This is a genomic window from Burkholderia anthina, from assembly GCF_001547525.1.
Lineage (GTDB): Bacteria > Pseudomonadota > Gammaproteobacteria > Burkholderiales > Burkholderiaceae > Burkholderia > Burkholderia semiarida.
In genome coordinates this window covers 1,410,756-1,429,843 of the sequence record NZ_LNJP01000003.1, presented here as the reverse complement: position 1 = coordinate 1,429,843, position 19,088 = coordinate 1,410,756, and the positions used below count along the sequence as shown (strand labels likewise).

Below are 19,088 nucleotides of genomic sequence, written 5' to 3'. Positions count from 1 at the left end.
CCGCGTTCGTTATCTACACTGCTCCGATCGCACCCACCTGCCCCGCGTCGCGCGACCACACGACCGGAAACAACGGGTGATCGAGCGGCGCGCCGGCGGCCAGTTGCGCCGCGAGCCCCGGGAAATCGGGCGAGGTTTTCCAGCGGCGCGGCGCGTGACGGATGTCGTCGCCGACGAAGCGCAGTGAAAACGCGCGCCGGCGGTTCTGCGTGCCGCCCGACGCATGCAGCGTGAGCATCCGGAAGCACACCATGTCGCCGGGTTCGAGCGCCCAGCGGCGGATCGGAAAGGCCGCGCGATCGGCTTCGATGTCGGGCAGGTCGGCGAGGCTGCCTTCCGGGAACCACTTCGCCTCCTTGTCCATGAACGTGCGCGGCATCAGCCACGGGCCGCGGTGCGAGCCGGCGACGAATTCCAGCGTCGATTCGAGCGGCACCGGGTCGACCGGAATCCACATGCTGACGTTGTCGTCGCCTTCGATGTTGTAGTACGGCTGATCCTGATGCCACGGCGTGCGCTGCCGCGTGCCGGGCTCCTTCACGAGCAGGTGGTCGTGATGCAGCCGCACGGTGTCCGTGCCCATCAGCGCGGCGGCGACAGACGGGGCCGGCGAGCGCGCGATGAAGTGGCGATACGCGTCGTTGTGCTGCCAGTTGCAGAAATCCTCGAAGAACCAGCCCGGATCGTCGGGCCGGCTCGCGACTTTCGCGCGTTCGCTCGGCTGCGCGAGGTTCGCGTCGATGCCGGCCCGCAGCGCGGCCACTTCGTCGGGGGAAAAGATGCCCTTGATGCAGACCGCGCCTTCCTCGCGGAACGCGGCGATCAGTTCCGGCGTCACGGCTTGCGCGACGCGATCCGGGATACTCGTCATGGCGTGTCCTTGAAAGTCTCGACGCGGCGGGCGGTGCCGGCGTCCGGTGGAGGCGCTGCGACGGGATGCCGGCGCTGGGCGCGAAAGACAGGGACTTCGATGAAACTGCGATGCAGTCTAGACTGCTCAATTTTCGAGCGCAAGCGGGGAAGAACGGGGGCGAAGCGAACCGAGGGCAAGCAGCGACCGGAGTGGTAGGACGGCGCTCGATCCATAGCGCCAATGCCGGGATATTCGGGTGTTTACCCTGTACCGCGCACGCTCGTCACGGAGATGGCCTTTTCGGATATCCGTGGCGCGGCGATGTCGATACGAATGATCGACGCGAAGGGAGTTCAGCGCGGTATTGACGACGCGCCCTATACCGCCTGGCAGGCCGCTTGGTACGGCCGCAGCGTATTGCGCCTTTCGGCGTGGGCGACGACTACTTGATCAACTGCATTCCGGCGACCTTCGAGGCCGTCGCGTCGAATGTAGCCGTATATTCGCACTCGGCTGCGAACCCCGAGCGCTCAATCAGACAATCCGAGAAGTCCGCCTTCGCGGACGCCGCGAAAACACGAAGCCCCTTTCGCACCGTATCGGCACCTTCCACCATGAGTTCCTTCGTGCCGATCATCGAGTCGATGATGTCCCTCATCTGCTCGCGCTCGACGCCGTAGCAGCGCCCGAGCACCCACACGACCTCGACCAAGGCGACCTGTGAAACATACCCCGGCCGCTCAGCCGACAGGGACTCCATCAGCGCCGTCGCCTTCTTCGATTGCACGGCATCGTCCTGAGCGAAGTAGCGGACCAGCACGTTCGTATCCAGTCCGATCATCGCCCGGATGCTCCCTGCTCGGCGATGGCCCGATTCATGTCCTCGATCGACACCGGTTTCGCGGGCTTCTTCACGATTCCTTTGAGCGACGCAAGCGAGTGCGTGGCCGGAATGACTTCATACCGGCCCGTTGCCTCGTTGAAGCTGAATTCGATCCGGTCGCCAGACTTCAAACCAAGCTGATTGCGCACGTCCACGGGAATCGTGACCTGCCCCTTTGAAGTGATCGTTGCTGCTGTCATGATGGCACCTCCTTGACTCCTTACTTTACGGTAAGGAAAGTCGCAAGGCAAGGGCCGTGCTGCCGTCTGTCCGCGCGTCGCGCTCGAGCAGCATCCGCCCTTCGCCCGCGTCGCCGCGGTCGGCCGCGCTGCGCATTCGGCCTTCCGGCGCGCCGCCGGCGGCAGCCACCGCCGACGTGAGCGCGGTCGATGCAAACGAGCCGATGATCGCGATCCGTTTGAACAACATCCGGTTTCCTCCTGACGTGCCGACGCTCGCCGACGCGCGGCCGAGACGATAGGTCGAGCGCCCCGAGAACGCCGCGAAATACCGCGCCCAGGTCGGGCGAAACCGCGATTGCCCGCGCCGTCCGGTCATGTTAAAAATCGTCGCACGCATTTGGAAATGAAATGCTCTTATCCATATAAGTGCAGAAATGAATAGACCCCTGTTCGACATCGATCTGCTGCGCGCGCTCGTGATGGTCGCCGATTGCGGCAGTTTCACGACGGCGTCCGCACGGCTGCATTCGACGCAGTCGACGGTCAGCCAGAAGGTGCGCCGGCTCGAGGAGATCGCCGGCCACCGCCTGCTCGACCGCGGCACGCGCGACGTGCGGCCGACCGACGCGGGCGTGACGGTGCTCAGCTACGCGCGGCGCATGCTCGCGCTGAACGACGAGATGCTGGAAGCGCTGTCCGGCGCGACGGTCGCGCTGACGATCCGGCTCGGCGTACCCGACGATTTCGCGGCGGGCCGCACGACGCACGCGCTCGCGGCGTTCAAGCGCGAGCATCCGCAGGTCAAGCTCGAAGTGACGTGCGGGCTGAGCCGCGACATCAGCGCCGCGTACGATCGCGGCGAACTCGATCTCGTGCTGATCAAGCAGCGGCGCGACAGCCGCGAGGCCGTCGTGCGCTGGCCGGAGAAGCTGCGCTGGATCGACAGCGCGAAGCATCCGTCGATCGATCTCGACCCGGTACCGCTCGTCGTGTTCCCGCCGCGCGGGCTCTATCGCGACGACATGATCAAGGCGATCGAGGAGCGCGGCCGCCGCTGGCGGATCAGCTTCACGACGTCGAGCCTGAGCGGCATCCAGGCGGCCGTCGCGGACGGGCTCGGCATCAGCGTGCTGCCCGCGCGCGTCGTGACGGACGAGCATGTGGTGCTGACCGCGAAGCAGGGCTTCGCGCCGATCGAGCACATGGACATCGCGATCCTGCACCGGCCGACGGCCGACCCGATGGTCGGCGCGCTGACGAAGACGCTCGCGAAGATGCTGGAACTCGAAGGACGCTAGGGTCTGTTTACATACGGAACGCACATGCGAATGCCCGAAATCGCTCGTCCCCCAAGGGGACTTCCTTGCGGGGCGCAGGCAAGGAGGAAGGAGCGCCGTTTGGCGAGCCAAACAAGTGACGCGCGACGCCGCCATGCGGGCGATTTCGGGCATTCCCCTGGAATGATTTTTTAATTTGGGGTGGCCACGAGAATGGCCCCTGGGCAACGCGGATCGCGTCAGAACATCGTGTTGCCGTTCGCCGCCTGCTCGGGCACCGGCTGGTTGACGTCCCAGTGTTCGACGATCTTGCCGTGCTCGAGCCGGAAGATGTCGATGATCGCGCTGCCGCAGGTGCCGGGTTCGCGCACCGCGTGCACGTGCAGGATCACGTAGTCGCCGTCGACGAACGCGCGCTTGATCTCGCTGTGCGACTGCGGATATGTGTCGCGCAGAAACGCGACGAACTTGCGGAAACCGTCGCGGCCGTCGGCCGCGTTCGGATTGTGCTGCACGTAGCGATCGCCGACGTACGCGAGCGCGGCGTCCGCGTCCTTCTCGTTCAGCCCTTTTTCGTAGAACGCGAGCACCGCGCGCCGGTTGGCTTCCTGCTGCGCGTCGGCCGGGCCGGCCGCCACCGCATGCGCGGCGCTCGCGGCGAACAGGGCCGCCGCCATCCATCGTGCGGCCCGTGCCGCGGTCGTGCGTCGCATCGTCGTCTCCCGAAATCCGGCCGAAAGCCCGATCATACCGGCGCGACGCGGCGCTCAGACCAGCGCGCCGTCGCGCGCGACGATCTTCCCGGACGATACGACGAGGCGCCGCACCGGCCGCGCGACGACGGCCTCGGCGAACGTCAGTGCATCGACGAGCACGACGTCCGCGCGATTGCCCGGCTGCAGGCCGTAATCCGCGAAGCCGCAGCCGCGTGCCGCGCCGTGCGTCACGCAGTCGAGCGCGACTTCGAGCGCATCGTCGCGGCGGAAATCGTTGCGCATGCCGATCAGCATCGCGCGTTCGAGCATGTCGGGCGAACCGTACGGCGTCCACGTATCGCGCACGCCGTCGTTGCCGCCGATCACGGTCACGCCCGCCGCACGGCACGCGGCCACCGGCGGCACCGGCACCGCCGCCGGCGCGGTCGTGACGATCGCGACGCCGAGCGCCGCCATCCGCGCGAGCAGCGCATCGCGCTCGCGTTCGGCGATATCGCCAAGGCAAAAGCCATGGCTGATCGCGACCTTCCCGTGCATCCCGTGCGCGGCCGTGCGCTGCAGGATCAGGTCGAGCGAGTACGCGCCCATCGAGCCGCGCTCGTGCAGATGGATATCGAGCCCGCGGCCGTGGCGCGCGGCCATCGCGAACAGCACGTCCACCGCCTCGACCGGATCGCCTTCGATCGCGCACGGATCGAGCCCGCCGAGCAGGTCCGCGCCGGCGTCGAGCGCGTCGGACAGCAGCGCATCGGTGCCCGGCCGCTGGAGCACGCCCGATTGCGGAAACGCGACGATCTGGATCTCGACCTGCCCGCGCAGCGTCTCGCGCGTCGCGAGCACGCCGTGCAGATGGCGCAGCCCGGCTTCGGTATCGACGTCGACGTGCGTGCGGATGCGCGTCGTGCCGGCCGCGAGAAACGCGCGCGCCAGCGCCAGCGAGGCGGCGCCCGCGTCGTGGCCGCTCGTCGCGCGATAGTGGCGCTCGTTCTCGATGCGATCGACGAGGCGCGGCCCGACCTGGTTGCGATACCACGGCATCCCCCAGTGGGTCTTGTCGAGGTGCGTGTGGCCTTCGACGAGGCCGGGCAGCGCCAACGCGAGCGCGCCGTCCTCGATCGCGCAGCCGGCGGGCGCGTCGAGCGACGGACCGACGCGCGCGATGCGATCGCCTTCGATCAGGATATCGACCGCGGCGTCGGCGCCCATGCGCACATTGCGGATCAGCAGGCTCGTCATGTCGGCTCCGGTCGGGTCGGTCGGTGCAAGGCGGACACGGCGGGTGCCGCGCCGCCGGTCGGGCGGGTCAATGCGCGAAGCGCAGCGACGGCGTGAGCGGTGCGCCCGTATCGCTTTCGCCGCGGCGGAATACCCAGCGTTCGGCCGGCACGCCCGCGACGGCCGCCGCCGCGTTCGGCGCGCGCACCGCGACGAAGCTCGCGTCGCAGCCGACCGCGATTCCATAGTTCTCCTTGCCGATCACGCGAGCGCCGGCGTGCGTCGCCATGTCGAGCGCGATGCCGAGCGCTTCGTCGGTGTAGAAACCCGACCGGTAGCCGACCATCATCGCGCGCTGCAGCATGTCGCCGTTGCCGTACGGCCACCACGCGTCGCGGATGTTGTCGTTGCCTGCGAACACGTGCACGCCCGCGTCGCGCAGCCGTCGCACCGGCGGGAACGCGCAGTCGCCCGGCGCATTCGTCAGGATCGACACGCCGGCTTCGGCCAGTGCCGCGGCGGTGCGCTGCACGTCGTCGTCGCTCACCTGGCCGAGCGCGTACGCATGGCTCACGTTCACGCGCCCGCCGAGCCCGGCCGCGCGCGTGCGCGCCGCGATCCGCAGCAGTTGCGCGATGCCCGTTTCGCCCGGCTCGTGCAGATGGATGTCGATCTTCGCGCCGCGCTTCTCGGCGATGCCGAACACGATGTCGAGCTGGCCGTCCGCGTCGCCGTCGAGCGTCGTCGGGTCGATCCCGCCGACCACGTCCGCGCCTTCGCGCACGGCTGCGTCGAGTATCTCGGCGGTGCCCGGGCACGTGATCACGCCGGCCTGCGGAAACGCGACCAGTTCGATGTCGACGATGCCGCGCCATCGTTCGCGCGCGGCCATCACGGCGTGCAGGTTCGACAGGCCGGTCGTCGCGTCGACGTCGACGTGGCTGCGCATCGCGATCGTGCCGAACGCGGCGGCCTGCGCGATCAGCGCGTTCGCACGGTCGACGATCGGCGGCGCGGCCGCGAGCTGGCGCTTCTCGACCGCGAGCCGCTCGCGCAGCGAGCCGACCGGTTCGTGCGGCACCCAGCGATCGCCGACGAAGCTCTTGTCGAGATGGATATGGCCGTCGACGAAACCGGGCAGCACGACGCGGCCGTCGAGGTCGATCGTCTGCGCGCCGGGCGCGGCGGCGCAATCGGCGCCGATCGCCGCGAAGCGGCCGTCACGGACGACGAGGTTGACGGGCTGGCCGTCGGCGTCGACGGCGTTGAGGAAGAGTCGTTCGGTCATGGCTTGATAGGTGGGGCGGTCGCGGCGCGACACCGGCGCGGACAGGCGGAGGAACCGCAACCGGCGCGGCGCGACCGTTGGCCGGGGACCCGGCCACGATATCGGACGCCGCTGCGCGAGGCCAATTAAATGTCGCGATGCCGCGCATTCGATTTCCCGATGCGCGGCGCGCAGGCCCGCCGGGCCGGGCGCGGGACGGGTTTCGCCGGCCGTGGAAACGGCTGGAATGTCGGCGGCCGCGCATGGGCCGCATCGCCCACCCGCGGGTGCCGGGAAGCCGCGTCGCGCCGTTGCGCGCGGGGGCTTCGACGCGCCGCCCAGCCGGCGATTTACGCGGCAACAGACTTTACACGTTGTTACCCGGCCGCACCGGACGCGCATCCGCCCATTCCTTATACTCACGCCGAGTTCGCCACCCATGACGGGAATCCATCGGCGGACACGTTGCCGATGCAGGAACCATCATGATGCGCATGCCTTCCACGAAGACCGTTCTGTTCGCCTCGCTCGTCGCCGTGGCGGCGCTTCCGCTCACCGCCTGTGTCGCGCCGGGCTACTACGGCGCGCAGCCCGGCTATCCGCAGCAGCAATACGCGACGCCCGGCTATGCGCAGCCCGCGTATTCGCAACCGGGTTACGTGCAGCAGCAACCGGCGTATCCGAATCAGGCGCCGCAACCGTACGATCAATACGGCAACCCGTCGCAGTACGGATCGCAGCCTTACGACCAGTACGGCAATCAGCAACAGCAATACGCGAACCCGTACGGCACGCAGTACGGCACCGTGTCGAACATCCAGCCGGTCAGCAGCTCGGTCGGCCCGTCGGGCGTGGCCGGCACCGTCGTCGGTGCGCTGGTCGGCGGCCTCGTGGGCAACCAGTTCGGCCGCGGTCACGGCCGCGATGCGGCAACCGTGATCGGCGCGCTCGGCGGGGCGGTGGCGGGCAACCAGATCGGCCAGCAGATGGGCGCCGCGCAAGGCCCGAGCAGCTACCGGATCGACGTGCGGGTCAGCGACGGCTCGATGCGCTCGTTCGACGTGCAGTCGCCGGGCAACCTGCGTCCGGGCGACCGCGTGCAGATCAACGGCAATCAGCTGTCGCGCTATTGATGCCGCCGGCGGGCGCGTGAGCCGATCGCGCGCACGTCGTTTGTTTGACGTCGTGCGCCTGACCGGCGCGACGGCGCATGCGCTTGACGCGCTCCGTCGTTGATGGCGGTACGACGTACCGCCGTCACTGTCTTGTCCGTTCACGATCGCGCGCGCCGCGCCGCACATCGCCACGCGGCATCCGGATTCCTATTAGGATAAGCACGATGCATCCCGCGACCGCGGCAGCGGCGCGCCGGCATGCACGCCCTCGACCGGAATACCCCCCGATGACGATCACGATCCGCCTGCTTGACGCCGCCGACGCGGCGCAGTTCCAGACCGTCCGCCTGCGTGCGGTCGACACCGCGCCCACGTCCTTCCTGCCGACGCTCGACGAGGAATCGCAGGTGCCGGTCGACGAATTCGCGAAGCGCCTCACGCCGACGCAGGTTCAGGCCGTGTTCGGCGCGCTCGACGGCGACACGCTCGTCGGCATCACCGGCGTACGCCGCGACGCACGCACGAAGATCGCGCACAAGGCGACGATCTGGGGCGTGTACGTCGACGCCGCGTATCGCGGGCAACGCATCGCGCACGCGCTGCTCGACAGCGCGACCGCGCATGCGGCTCAGGCGTGGGGATGCAGCCAGTTGATGCTGTGCGTGAACGAGGTCAACCGTACCGCGGAGCGACTGTATGCGTCGCAGGGGTTCGTGCGGTTCGGCACGGAGCCGCGCTCGATGTTCGTCGATGGACGCTTCTACGACGAGCACTACATGATCAAGACGCTGGCGTAACCTGATGGCGTTCGCGTGCGGGCACCGGCCGGTTGCACGCGAACGCCGCGGCGCGTTGCCTTTCTCACCGCTTGTCGGTGATCGTCGTGTCGACGACTTGCCCGGCGATCGTCACGTTCGTCAGCGCCATGGCGCTCACGTTGAACGCGTAGATCGGCCCCGGCGACGTGACCGTCGGCGTGCCTGACGCCACCGGCGTGCCGAAGTCGCAGTTGCTGATCGTCACGCCGGAGATCGGCTGGGCGGCCGGCGCCGGCGGCGTACCGTTGTAGTCGAACGCGACCGGCCCCTGCGCGACGATCGCCTGGAAGCACGATGCGGTCACGCCGTTCAGCGTCACGTTGCTCGCCCTCACGTCGGCGATCGTCACGTTCTGTACGACCGGCGGCCGCGTGCGCACCGCGTCGTTCGCCGGCTGGTAGTCGCAGTCGAACGTGACGATGCCGCCCTGCGCGGCCGACGGGTTGCCGGCCGACGGCGTGACCACGCCGAGCGGCACGCTCGCGTTGATCGGACTGCCGGCGAGCAGCGCACTGCCGTAGCCGCCGCCCTTCAGCGTCACGCCGTTCGGCAGCGTGACGCCCTTCACGTGGAAATCCTTCACGTTGCCGCCGCGGTTCATGTTGGTCTTCACGCGAATCGCGATGTTCAGCGGATTGGTCTGCCAGTTTGCGTTCAGCATCGACAGGTTGGTCGCATAGATCTGCTCGACGCCGCCGCCCATCTCGCTGCCGAGCGTGATCCCGCCGTGTCCGCTGTTCATCGTGCAGTTGCGGATCAGGTGCCGCTTTGCGGGCCCGTATTCGGTGTCGCGGTCCTTGCCCGACTTGATCGCGATGCAGTCGTCGCCGGTGTTGAACGTGCAGTCCTCGCAGAGCACGTCGGTGCATGCATCCGGATCGAAGCCGTCGTTGTTCGGGCCGATGCTGTTGGTCGTCACGCCGCGGATCACGACGTTGCGGCTCGCGGTCGGATGATGCTGCCAGAACGGCGTGTTCTGCGTCTGGTAGTTCGCCATCAGCACGTTCGTGCAGCCGATGAATTCGACCATGCACGGCCGCAGGTAGTGGCCCAGTCCGAAAATCCGCTTCTCCACCGGCACGCCGGCCTCGGACAGCGCGGGCAGGTAGTTCTGGTCCTGCTGCCACGGCGTGACGGGCGACGTCAGCATCGCATAGAGCGCGTCGGGAATCGCGGGCGCGACGATCCGCAGGTCGACGTTGTTCGGGTTCGCGCCGTTCTGGGCCGGCACCGCCGCGCTCGCGCCGTATGCGCCGGACGTACCCTTGTAGGTCCACCAGCAGACGCTGTTCGCGCCGCTGCCGGAGAACGGCGTCATTGCCTGCCCGTTGAGCACCGACGTCGGACCTTCGCCGGTCAGCGCGATGTTCGTCGCGTTGCGTGCGTAGACGGGCGCGCCGTAGTTCAGGCAATCGTTCGCCTGCCAGCGGCTGTAATACAGCCGGCCGTTCGCGCCGCAATCGACCGGGCCGTCCTTCGCGTAGTCGGCCGGGTTCGGGCTGAAATAGATCGTGCAATTCGCGCTGAGGTGGAACGTGACGTTGCTCTGCAGCACGATCGGCCCCGCGCAATACCAGGTGCCCGCCGGCACGACGACCCGGCCGCCGCCTTCGCGCCGGCACGCGTCGATCGCCGCGAGAAACGCCGGGCGCGAATCGAATGCGCCGGGCGCGGTCGTCAGTTCGGAACCGGGGCTGACGGGCGATTTCGCGACCGGCCACGGCGACGTCTGCGCGACCGTCGCGCACGGGCGCGCGCCGTAGTGCGTCACGTCGAAGTCGCGACCGTGCCGCGCGAGGCGCGACACGTGCGCGAGCGACGCGGCGATGCGCGCCGCCGCGCCGTGCTCGCCCCACACGCGGTCGATCGCCGACGCACCGAGCGTCACGCCGGCTGCCAGCGCGCGCGAGGCGGCGAACGGTCCGCCGACCATCGCGCCGCCTGCGAGAGCGCCGGTCCAGCCGATGAAAGCGCGACGCGATACCCGTTTCGGGGCGGATGATCGGACGGGCGAAGACGAACGGCGGCGAGGGGCGGCCATGGGCACTCCTTCAGGGTAAGGGTATCGATGCGCCGGGCGGCGGATCATGATTTATACGTCGTCGTACTACATTGCGCAGTCTAGATGCGATCGATGGAAGACATGTATTTGTCGTTTACCCTGTTTTCTCTGACATTGTGTGCGGTATGTGTGCGCACACTCACTTCTCCCAACCGGCCCTTAGAGATATGTTGTCGTATGTTTATGCGCAACAACTTCAACTGGATCGCCCGGCCGACGATGTGCTCCGAGGCGATTTTCCTACTCGCCCGCTACCGCAGTCGGCGCCGTCGCCGGCTCGCGTCCCGCCGACGCAGCCGGCTCGAACACCAGCATCAGATCGCCGCGATAACTTCCGTGGGCCGGCGGCGCCGCGCTCGCGGCCGGCGCTTGCGCGCTGACCTTCAGCATGCGGGTTTCGTCATAGCCGTCAAAGGCGTCGCGCCCCCGCGTCGTCGCCACGAGCGCGTGGGCGGCACCGGGCGCGATTTCCGCGCTGCTCGCCTTGCCCGTCAGCACGACCTTCGCATGGGCCATGTCGTCGCGACCGTTCGAGAACCGCAGCGGCTACAACAACGTGACGTTGATATCGGGATTGGTCGTGCGTACGCGGATCGGCAGCGCCGCGGCGAACGTCTGCTGCTTGCCGTCCGTGTCGTTCAATTCGACCAGGCCGTATGCGGCATCGTCCGGCTGCGAAACGAACAGGATGTCGCCGATGTGCGCGGTCAGGCGGATCGTCTTGACGACCGCTTGCGGCGACGTCTGGCCCGCATGGGCGACCTCGATCTCGAAATTAGCCGGCAAGATTGCTGCGGAATTCAATGCACCCAACCGTCCGTGCAATCGAACGGGCCGGCCGGTGCCGATCCCGACCGCGCCGAGGCCGCGTCGCCGGGCCCCACGCCTGAATGACGTCGATGCCGCACTCGGCCTGCAACAACGATAGGTCGGGCGCAGGCGGATAAAAATCCATGCAAACCTTCACAACCCGTATCCGTTTCCGTTCACCAGCGCTATCTCCAAATCAAATGGAAATCGCCCGAAAATCGCGCTGCCGCGCGGGCCGCGTCGCGCGCGCCGCCAACCCGCCTCGGTAATTCCGCCTCTGTTCAGCCCCCCACCGCCCGCGCTATCGTTTCCCATCCCCACAGCCCAGGAGCTGCCTTTGCCTACCCGCCACGGAGTCGACCTCATCCGCGCCCGCGCGCTGTTCGATCGCGAGCGCCGCGCGTTCATCGAAGCCATGCCGGTTTCCCGCGCGCTGTCCGCGGAAGCGTCCGAGCATCTGCTGTTCGGCGTGCCGCTGCACTGGATGCAGGACTGGTCGACCCCGTTCTCGCTATACGTGAAGGAAGCGCGCGGCGCGACGTTCACCGACGTCGACGGCCATCGCTACGTCGATTTCTGCCTCGGCGATACGGGCGCGATGTTCGGCCATGCGCCCGAACCCGTCGCCCGCGCGCTCGTCGAGCAGGCCACACGCGGCTACACGACGATGCTGCCGAGCGAGGACGCCGCCTGGGTGTCGCGCGAACTCGCGCGCCGCTTCAAGCTGCCGGTGTGGCAATTCGCGTTGAGCGCGAGCGACGCGAACCGCTTCGTGCTGCGCTGGGCGCGCGCGGCCACCGGCCGCAACACGATCGTCGTGTTCAACGGCTGCTATCACGGCACGGTCGACGACGTGTTCGTCGATCTCGTCGACGGCCGCCCGGTGCAGCGCGACAGCCTGCTCGGGCAATCGTACGATCTGCTCGCGAACACGCGCGTCGTCGAATTCAACGATCTGGCCGCGCTCGAGGCGGCGCTGAAGGACGGCGACGTCGCATGCGTGCTCGCCGAGCCCGCGATGACGAACATCGGCATGGTGTTGCCCGACGCGGGCTTCTGGGAGGCCGCGCGCGAACTGACGCGCCGCCACGGCACGCTGCTCGTGATCGACGAGACGCACACGATCAGCAGCGGCCCCGGCGGCTACGCGGTCGCGCACGGTCTCGAACCGGACATGCTGGTGGTCGGCAAGCCGATCGCGGGCGGCGTGCCGTGCGCGGTGTACGGGTTCAGCGCGGAATTCGCGGAGCGCGCGAAAGCGGCGAAGCTGAACGCGCCGCCCGGCCATTCGGGCATTGGCACGACGCTCACCGCGAACATGCTCGCGATGCACGCGATGCGCGCGACGCTCGCCGAAGTGGCGACCGACGCCGCGTACGCGCACATGTTCGCACTCGCCGCGCGGCTCGCGACGGGCCTCGAACAGGCGATCGCGAAACACGGGCTGCCGTGGTGCGTGACGCGCATCGGCGCGCGCACCGAGTTTCAGTTCGCGCCCGTGCCGCCGCGCAACGGCACGCTGGCCGGCGCGCAGCTCGACAGCGAACTCGAGCACATCGTGCACCTGTACCTGCTCAATCGCGGCGTGCTGATCACGCCGTTCCACAACATGATGCTCGTGTGCCCGCAAACGACGGCGGACGATGTCGACCGGCTCGTCGCGCAATTCGATGCGTGCCTGGGCGAACTGGCCGGTTGATCGAATACGACGACGGAGGATTCTCGGCGCGCCGGCAAGCCGGTGCGCTCGCGCATCGATGCGGCGTCGATGACGAAGTGGCGCCGCGCGCGCAGCGAACCGGATACGCGGCGACCCGCACCCGCCCCGCTACGCGGCCCGCAACGCGCGCCGCGCCACCTCCGCGAAATACCGCGCGCCAACCGGCAGGATCTCGTCGTTGAAATCGTACGCCGCGTTGTGCAGCGGCACGCCGCCCTGCCCGGCCGCCTCGCCGTTGCCGATGAACACGAAGTTGCCCGGCACCGCCTGCAGGAACGCGCCGAAATCCTCCGAGATCGTCATCGGCTGCACGTTGGCGTTCACCGCGTCGGCGCCCGCGACGTGCGCCGCGGCCTGCACGGCCGTGTCGACCCATTCCGGCGAGTTCACCGTCGGCGCGAACTCGTGCGTGTACTCGAACGTGCAGGTCGCGCCGTGCGTGCGGCAGATCCCTTCGGCGATCTCGGCCATCCGCGTCTCCAGCAGCGCCTGCACGTCGCGCGAATAGCTGCGCGTGTCGCCCTTGATCGTCACGGTCGACGGCAGCACGTTACGCAGCCCATCGGTGATGAATTCCGTGCACGACACCACCGCCTGCTGACCCGGGTCGAGATTGCGCGACACGATCGTCTGCAGCGCGAGCACGATCTGCGAGCCGATCACGATCGGATCTATGCCCATGTGCGGCCGCGCCGCATGCGTGCCGCGCCCGTCGATCCGGATCACGAAATTGTCTTCGCTCGCCATGATGCCGCCCGCGCGCGTCGAGAACGTGCCCGCGCGCATGCCCGGCATGTTGTGTGCGCCGAAGATCGCGTCGACCGGAAAGCGTTCGAACAGCCCGTCGGCCATCATCGCCTTCGCGCCGCGGCCATGCTCTTCCGCCGGCTGGAAAATGAAGCGCACCGTGCCGTCGAAATCCTTGCGCTCGGCCAGCAGCCGCGCGGCGCCGAGCACCATCGACATGTGGCCGTCGTGCCCGCACGCATGCATCTTGCCCGGCGTGCGCGATACGTGTTCGCGGCCCGGCGCGTGCTCGGCGATGTTCAGTGCGTCCATGTCCGCGCGGATGCCGATCGCGCGCCGGCCCGTGCCGGCCGTCAGGTTCGCGACGAGCCCCGTGCCGCCGATTCCGCGATGCACGTCGAGCCCGAGCGTCGTCAGGATCCGCGCGACGTAGTCCGACGTGTTCACTTCCTCGAACCCCGTCTCGGGATACTGGTGCAGATGGCGGCGCCACGTCTTCAATTGGCCCTGCAGCGTGCTTTCGTCGATTGTGTCGATCGTGTCCATTGCGTTCGCCTCGTCGGTCGTCATGTCGTTCAGGCCGCCACCGCCGCGCGGCTCAGCCAGTCGCGCTGGCGCGCGAGCACCGCGTCGGCCGTCTCGCCGACGCAATGCCGGTACACGGACGGCGCGGTCGCCCCTTCCGTGTTGATCGCCAGCACGCGCGCGCTCGCATCGAGCCCGACCTGCCGCGCGCGCGCCGGGTCGCGCATCAGCACGGCCAGCCCCGCGATGCCGGCCGCGCCCGACTCGCCGGCGACGAGCGGCACGTCGCGTTCGCTGCCGGCCGCGAGGCCGCGCATCGCCTGCACCGCGTCTTCGTCGTCGATCAGCATGAAGTGGTCGATGCACATCTCGAGGAAATCCCACGCGAGCGGCGATGCCTCGCCGCACGCGAGCCCTGCCATCACCGAATCGACGCTGCCGGTCGCCTTCGTCGCGCGCCCGGCCAGCGCGCTCTGGTACAGGCAATCGGCCTGGCGCGGCTCGACGACGACGAAGCGCGGCCGCTGCACGCCGTCGCGCTCCCACAGGTAGCTCGCGACGCCCGCGGCGAGGCCGCCCACGCCGCCCTGCAGGAACACGTGCGTGAACGGCCGCCCGTCGTCCTCCGCCGCCTGCGCGGCGGCTTCGGCGGCGATCACGCCGTAGCCCTGCATCACGTCGCGCGGAATCGCTTCGTAGCCGTCGTACGACGTATCCGACACGACGTACCAGCCGTTCGCCTGCGCGAGCTGCGCCGCGCAAACGACCGATTCGTCGTAGTTCCCGGCGATGCGCACGATCCGCGCGCCGTAGGCCGAGATCGCGCGTTCGCGCTCGGCGTCGACGTTCGCGTGCAGCACGATCACGCAGCCGCAGCCGATCGCGCGCGCGGCGGCGGCCAGCGCGCGGCCGTGATTGCCGTCGGTCGCGCTGATCACCGTCAGGTCGGCCAGCTCGGACGCGTAGCGGCCCGTGACGAGCCCCTGCGGATCGAGCGCCTGCGTGCGCCGCAGCCGCTTCACGAGCCGCACCAGCGCGATCGGCGCACCGAGCGCCTTGAAGCTGCCGAGCGGCGAACGGCACGACTCGTCCTTCACGCTGACGCTCGCGACGCCGAGCCGCGCGGCGAGATCGGGCAGCGCACGCAACGGCGTGCGCGCATTGCCGACGAGCGGCCAGTGCGCGAGCCACGCACCGCTTTCGTCGGCCGACGCGATGTTCATCACGCGGCGCAGCGCGTTCGGGTAGGCGGTGCGCGACGCGCGCGGGTTGGCGATGAGCATGACGGAAGGCTCCGGATCGGGACCGCCGGGCGGGCGGTCGGGTGGGTCGGATCGGGCAGGCGCGAGTTGCGCTTGCGGTCGGTTGGGAAAATAATATTGCGCATGCCGGTCAACAAAATCGCCAAATCGACGGCGTCGACGCAAAAATTTCTCATTCTTTCGAGGCTTCACGCGCCATCATGACGACCCCTCTCGATGCGTTCGATCGCAAGCTGCTGATGGAAGTCCAGCGCGACGCGCAGACGCCGCAGGCCGAGCTCGGCGCGCGCGTCAACCTGTCGACCGCCGCCGTGAACCGGCGGCTGCGGCGCCTCGCGGAAGCCGGCGTGATCGAGCGCTATACGGCCGTCGTCGCGCCGGACAAGGTCGATCATCCGCTGACGATCGTCGTGAACGTGGAGGTCGAAAGCGAGCAGATCGACCAGCTCGACGCGATGAAGCGCGCGTTCGAGCGCTGCCCGCAGATCCAGCAGTGCTACTACGTGACGGGGGAATGGGATTTCGTGCTGATCCTCGCGGTGCGCAACATGGATCAGTACAACGCGCTCACGCGCGAGCTGTTCTTCGCGAACAACAACGTGAAGCGGTTCAAGACGCTCGTGAGCATGAGCCGCGTGAAGGTCGGGCTCGACGTGCCGGTCGATGCCGGCGAGTGAACGCAACGATGAAGCGGCCGGCGCGCGACTGCATGCGCCGGCCGCTTCCCGTCGACGGCTACGTCAACGACAACTGAAGCTCGCCGCCGAATTCACGTCGCCCGCGCCGTTGTAGCGCGCGACCTGCGGATACGGACACAGCGGCCGCGTGCGCCCCGCGCCCCACGATGCGGGCACTTCCGCGTTCGGCACCGCGTTCGTCGCGTCGCGCGCGGCTGCCACGATCGCCGCCGGCGCCTGCCCTTGCTCGACCCATGCGACGAGCGGGGTCAGCATGTCGAACTGGTCGGCCGCCGGCCCGCCCGAGCAGTGGTTCATCCCCGGCACCGGATAGAAGCGTGCAAAGCTCGACGCATCGCCGCCGTTCGCCTGCGCGACCTGCGTGTACCAGTCGCGCGTGTCGTTGAACGAGAACACCGGGTCGCCCGTGCCGTGATAGACGAGCAACTTCGCGCCGCGCGCCTTCAGCGCGGACAGGTTCGTCTCGTCGGGCGGCGTCATGAACGACCATGACGATTGCGTGTACGTGCCGTTCGTCGCGAAGATCGCCGGCGCGTCGTTGTCCATGTCGAAACCGAGCGCGAAGCCGGCGAGGTTCGCGAGCGTCGCGGCGGTTTTCGGCGGCGTCATGAACGTGAACGCCATCGCGGCCGGATCGAGCACGATCGAATTCGACTGCTTCCACGCGGCCCAGCCGCTGCCGGCCACGCCCGGATCGTACGGAAAGCTCGCGTACAGCGCCGTGCCCGCGCTGTTGCGCGCGCCGGCGAACACGTTCGCCAGCGCGGTTTTCTGCGCGGGCGTCAGGCAGGCGCCCGTGCGCGTGCCGTTCGCGCAGGTCGGGATATCGGCATCGATGCTGAAGTGCGCCTGGCACGCGGCGACGTCCTGCACCATCCCGTCGGCCGCGCCGTCGAGCGCGTCGCATTTGTCGAGGATCTTCGCGCCGACGAACTGGCGCTCCGCATCGTTGAAACCGCTGCGGATATCCGGCAACCCGTTCGAGCCCGTCGCCGATGCGATCTTCGCGAACTGCTGCGCGCCGTACATTTCGCCGATCGCCGCCTTCGGCAGATGGAAGCCCGGGTCGCCCGCGATGATGCCGTCGTAGTCGGCCGGGTTGCGCACCGCCGTGACCATCGCGTGGCGGCCGCCGTTCGAGCAGCCGCCGAAATAGCTGCGATCGGGCGCCTTGCCGTACGCGAGCCGGATCACCTGCTTCGCCATCGGCGTGAGCGCATCGACGGCGCCGTAGCCGTAGTCGATCCGCGCCTGCGGATCGAGGCCAAACAGCGGATTCTGGGCGGCGCTGTGCCCGGAGTCCGAGCTGATCACCGCGAAACCCTGGTTCAGCGCATTGGTCAGCGGCCCGCCGCCGATTGCGCCGGTCGCGGTCACGACGTTGCCGTCGAGCCCGCCGTTCGCCTGGTAGAAGATGCGGCCGTTCCATGCTTTCGGCAAACGCATCTCGAAGCCGATCGCATAGGTGTTGCCGTCCACCGCGCTCACGCGCTGATTCATCTTGCCGGCGATCACGCAGTGCTCGGCGACCGGCTTGCCGGCCACCGTCAGCGCGCCGGCCGCCGCGGTCGTCACCGACGTAAACGACGTGTTTGCATACGCGAGCTTCGCGGCCAGCGCGTCGCACGTTTGCGTCATCGCGGCCGGCGTCGCGGCGCTCAGGTGCGTGGGCGCGGCGCCGATCGAATCGTCGCCGCCGCACCCGGCGAGCATCGCGGCGGCGGACAGCGGCGCAATACAGAGGAATGCAGATTTCGTGTTCAAGATAACTCCCGTTCGGTTCGTCACGCCGGTGAATCAGAACATGTGCCGCACGCCGACCATCGCGCCGAGCTGCCCCATCCCCGCGCCGGGCGTCGTGCCGGGCCCGCCGCCGCTGACCGAGTAGCGCGCATGCGCGCTGTTCCACAGATACGACGACTGCGCGTAGACGGCCGTGCGCTTGGTGAACAGATAAGTCGCGCGCAGCGTGGCCATCGTCGCGCGCGTGTCGTGCGCGGTGTTGACGATCCGGTAGCCTTCGCCGTCGACGATGAAATCGGGCTTCACCGCATACGACGCGCCCACGAAGAACAGGTCCGAATGCGCGCCGGGCGCGGCCGGCGAACCGGTCGACACGCGCCGCCCGATCCAGCCCGCGCCGATCTTCGCGCCGGCCGCTTGCGCATACGCGCTCACGTGCGTGCGCGCATCCTTGCCGCCGCTGCTCGTGAACGGGACGGGCGCCACGCCGTCGAAGAAGTTGGCGGCCGCGCCGGTGCCGCCACGCTGTTCCTCGTACGAGGCCGCCGCGCCGAAATACGCGCTGTCGTACTTGAGCATCACCGACCAGTTGCGGCACTGCACCGCGTCGCCGGGCACCTGCCCCGCGCACGTGCCCTGCCCCGGCGAATTGCCGGTGCCCGCGCCGTCGCGGCCGAACGAATACGCGGCGCCGAGCGTCACGCCGCGATACGTGCCGACGTAGGTCACCGCGTTGTCGGCGCGGCCGTTCGGCACGTATGCGTCGAACGAGCCGAGCCCGTAGATGTCGGGGCCGATGATGTCCGCACCCTGCAGCGCGAGATAGGTCATCGTGTACTGGCGGCCGAACGCGAGCGTGCCGAAGCCGCTCTTCAGCCCGACGAACGCCTGCCGCCCGAACAGCCGGCCGCCCTGCCCGAGATCGCCGCCGCGCACGTTGAAGCCGCTTTCGAGCGTGAACACCGCCTGGTAGCCGCCGCCGAGATCCTCGGTGCCGCGCAGCCCCCAGCGCGACGGCAGTTCGCCCGTCACGCCCGGCATCCGCACCACGTGATCGCCGGCCGCGTTCGCGTGCGATACGAACTCGACGCCCGTGTCGATGATCCCGTACAGCGTCACGCTCGACTGGGCGTGCGCGCCGGTCGCGGCCAGCGCGCATGCGCCGGCTGCCAGCAAGGCTTTGGTGTGCTTCATG

19 protein-coding genes are annotated in these 19,088 nt (G+C 68.7%); 5 read left to right on the top strand and 14 right to left on the bottom strand.

Annotated features, from left to right (window positions below; all coding sequences use genetic code 11):
• Window positions 1–13: 13 nt before the first annotated feature.
• From WS64_RS26430 to WS64_RS35400, 4 genes are all read right to left on the bottom strand, one after another.
• On the bottom strand, window positions 14–871 hold the full coding sequence (locus WS64_RS26430) for a phytanoyl-CoA dioxygenase family protein (RefSeq protein ID WP_060968199.1): 858 nt from the start codon (window positions 869–871) through the stop codon (window positions 14–16).
• A 424-nt stretch (window positions 872–1,295) separates the two neighbouring features.
• Window positions 1,296–1,694: a PIN domain-containing protein gene (locus WS64_RS26420; protein ID WP_060968197.1), complete on the bottom strand. Its 399-nt coding sequence runs from the start codon at window positions 1,692–1,694 to the stop codon at window positions 1,296–1,298.
• Window positions 1,691–1,936, bottom strand: a complete 246-nt coding sequence (locus WS64_RS26415; RefSeq protein WP_059644448.1) for an AbrB/MazE/SpoVT family DNA-binding domain-containing protein — start codon at window positions 1,934–1,936, stop codon at window positions 1,691–1,693. The genes WS64_RS26420 and WS64_RS26415 overlap by 4 nt, the downstream gene beginning before the upstream one ends.
• A 25-nt stretch (window positions 1,937–1,961) precedes the next feature.
• Window positions 1,962–2,315, bottom strand: a complete 354-nt coding sequence (locus WS64_RS35400; protein ID WP_060968196.1) for a hypothetical protein — start codon at window positions 2,313–2,315, stop codon at window positions 1,962–1,964.
• Window positions 2,316–2,352: 37 nt separating this feature from the next.
• Here WS64_RS35400 and WS64_RS26405 point away from each other — a divergent pair, with 37 nt between their 5' ends.
• Complete coding sequence (locus WS64_RS26405; protein ID WP_059581630.1) at window positions 2,353–3,216, top strand: LysR family transcriptional regulator; 864 nt, start codon at window positions 2,353–2,355, stop codon at window positions 3,214–3,216.
• Window positions 3,217–3,434: 218 nt separating this feature from the next.
• Here WS64_RS26405 and WS64_RS26400 read toward each other — a convergent pair whose 3' ends face one another.
• The 3 genes from WS64_RS26400 to WS64_RS26390 form a co-directional block, all read right to left on the bottom strand.
• Window positions 3,435–3,908, bottom strand: a complete 474-nt coding sequence (locus WS64_RS26400; protein WP_060968598.1) for a nuclear transport factor 2 family protein — start codon at window positions 3,906–3,908, stop codon at window positions 3,435–3,437.
• Between the two features lie 54 nt (window positions 3,909–3,962).
• The gene (locus tag WS64_RS26395; RefSeq protein ID WP_060968195.1) at window positions 3,963–5,147 is read right to left on the bottom strand and encodes an amidohydrolase family protein; all 1,185 of its coding nucleotides are present in this window, start codon (window positions 5,145–5,147) and stop codon (window positions 3,963–3,965) included.
• A gap of 67 nt (window positions 5,148–5,214) precedes the next feature.
• Window positions 5,215–6,414, bottom strand: coding sequence for an amidohydrolase family protein (locus WS64_RS26390; RefSeq protein WP_060968194.1), 1,200 nt, complete (start codon window positions 6,412–6,414; stop codon window positions 5,215–5,217).
• A gap of 464 nt (window positions 6,415–6,878) precedes the next feature.
• Between WS64_RS26390 and WS64_RS26385 the strand changes: the two genes are divergently transcribed.
• Together WS64_RS26385 and WS64_RS26380 are read left to right on the top strand one after the other, a co-directional pair.
• Window positions 6,879–7,526, top strand: a complete 648-nt coding sequence (locus WS64_RS26385; protein ID WP_059581620.1) for an outer membrane lipoprotein — start codon at window positions 6,879–6,881, stop codon at window positions 7,524–7,526.
• A gap of 269 nt (window positions 7,527–7,795) precedes the next feature.
• On the top strand, window positions 7,796–8,305 hold the full coding sequence (locus WS64_RS26380) for a GNAT family N-acetyltransferase (protein ID WP_060968193.1): 510 nt from the start codon (window positions 7,796–7,798) through the stop codon (window positions 8,303–8,305).
• Window positions 8,306–8,369: 64 nt separating this feature from the next.
• Here WS64_RS26380 and WS64_RS26375 read toward each other — a convergent pair whose 3' ends face one another.
• The 3 genes from WS64_RS26375 to WS64_RS35390 all read right to left on the bottom strand — a co-directional run bounded on the left by WS64_RS26375 (window position 8,370) and on the right by WS64_RS35390 (window position 11,174).
• Window positions 8,370–10,367: a glycoside hydrolase family 28 protein gene (locus tag WS64_RS26375; RefSeq protein ID WP_060968192.1), complete on the bottom strand. Its 1,998-nt coding sequence runs from the start codon at window positions 10,365–10,367 to the stop codon at window positions 8,370–8,372.
• Between the two features lie 261 nt (window positions 10,368–10,628).
• Entirely contained in the window at window positions 10,629–10,904 is a 276-nt protein-coding gene (locus tag WS64_RS35395; protein ID WP_244166658.1) for a hypothetical protein, read from the bottom strand.
• Between the two features lie 30 nt (window positions 10,905–10,934).
• The gene (locus WS64_RS35390; protein WP_244166657.1) at window positions 10,935–11,174 is read right to left on the bottom strand and encodes a hypothetical protein; all 240 of its coding nucleotides are present in this window, start codon (window positions 11,172–11,174) and stop codon (window positions 10,935–10,937) included.
• A 361-nt stretch (window positions 11,175–11,535) separates the two neighbouring features.
• Between WS64_RS35390 and WS64_RS26365 the strand changes: the two genes are divergently transcribed.
• Window positions 11,536–12,897 carry an aspartate aminotransferase family protein gene (locus WS64_RS26365; protein ID WP_059581612.1) on the top strand — a complete coding sequence of 454 codons (1,362 nt, stop codon included), beginning with the start codon at window positions 11,536–11,538 and terminating at the stop codon, window positions 12,895–12,897.
• 129 nt (window positions 12,898–13,026) lie between these two features.
• On the opposite strand, the gene WS64_RS26360 is transcribed toward WS64_RS26365, so the two are convergent.
• The gene (locus WS64_RS26360; RefSeq protein ID WP_059644595.1) at window positions 13,027–14,211 is read right to left on the bottom strand and encodes a M20 aminoacylase family protein; all 1,185 of its coding nucleotides are present in this window, start codon (window positions 14,209–14,211) and stop codon (window positions 13,027–13,029) included.
• Between the two features lie 29 nt (window positions 14,212–14,240).
• Window positions 14,241–15,473 carry a diaminopropionate ammonia-lyase gene (locus tag WS64_RS26355; RefSeq protein WP_060968191.1) on the bottom strand — a complete coding sequence of 411 codons (1,233 nt, stop codon included), beginning with the start codon at window positions 15,471–15,473 and terminating at the stop codon, window positions 14,241–14,243.
• A gap of 179 nt (window positions 15,474–15,652) precedes the next feature.
• Here WS64_RS26355 and WS64_RS26350 point away from each other — a divergent pair, with 179 nt between their 5' ends.
• Complete coding sequence (locus tag WS64_RS26350) at window positions 15,653–16,129, top strand: Lrp/AsnC family transcriptional regulator (protein ID WP_059581607.1); 477 nt, start codon at window positions 15,653–15,655, stop codon at window positions 16,127–16,129.
• Between the two features lie 63 nt (window positions 16,130–16,192).
• Here WS64_RS26350 and WS64_RS26345 read toward each other — a convergent pair whose 3' ends face one another.
• Together WS64_RS26345 and WS64_RS26340 are read right to left on the bottom strand one after the other, a co-directional pair.
• Entirely contained in the window at window positions 16,193–17,914 is a 1,722-nt protein-coding gene (locus WS64_RS26345; protein ID WP_060968190.1) for a tannase/feruloyl esterase family alpha/beta hydrolase, read from the bottom strand.
• A gap of 33 nt (window positions 17,915–17,947) precedes the next feature.
• Window positions 17,948–19,087 carry a porin gene (locus WS64_RS26340; RefSeq protein ID WP_060968189.1) on the bottom strand — a complete coding sequence of 380 codons (1,140 nt, stop codon included), beginning with the start codon at window positions 19,085–19,087 and terminating at the stop codon, window positions 17,948–17,950.
• Between the last annotated feature and the right edge of the window lies 1 nt (window position 19,088).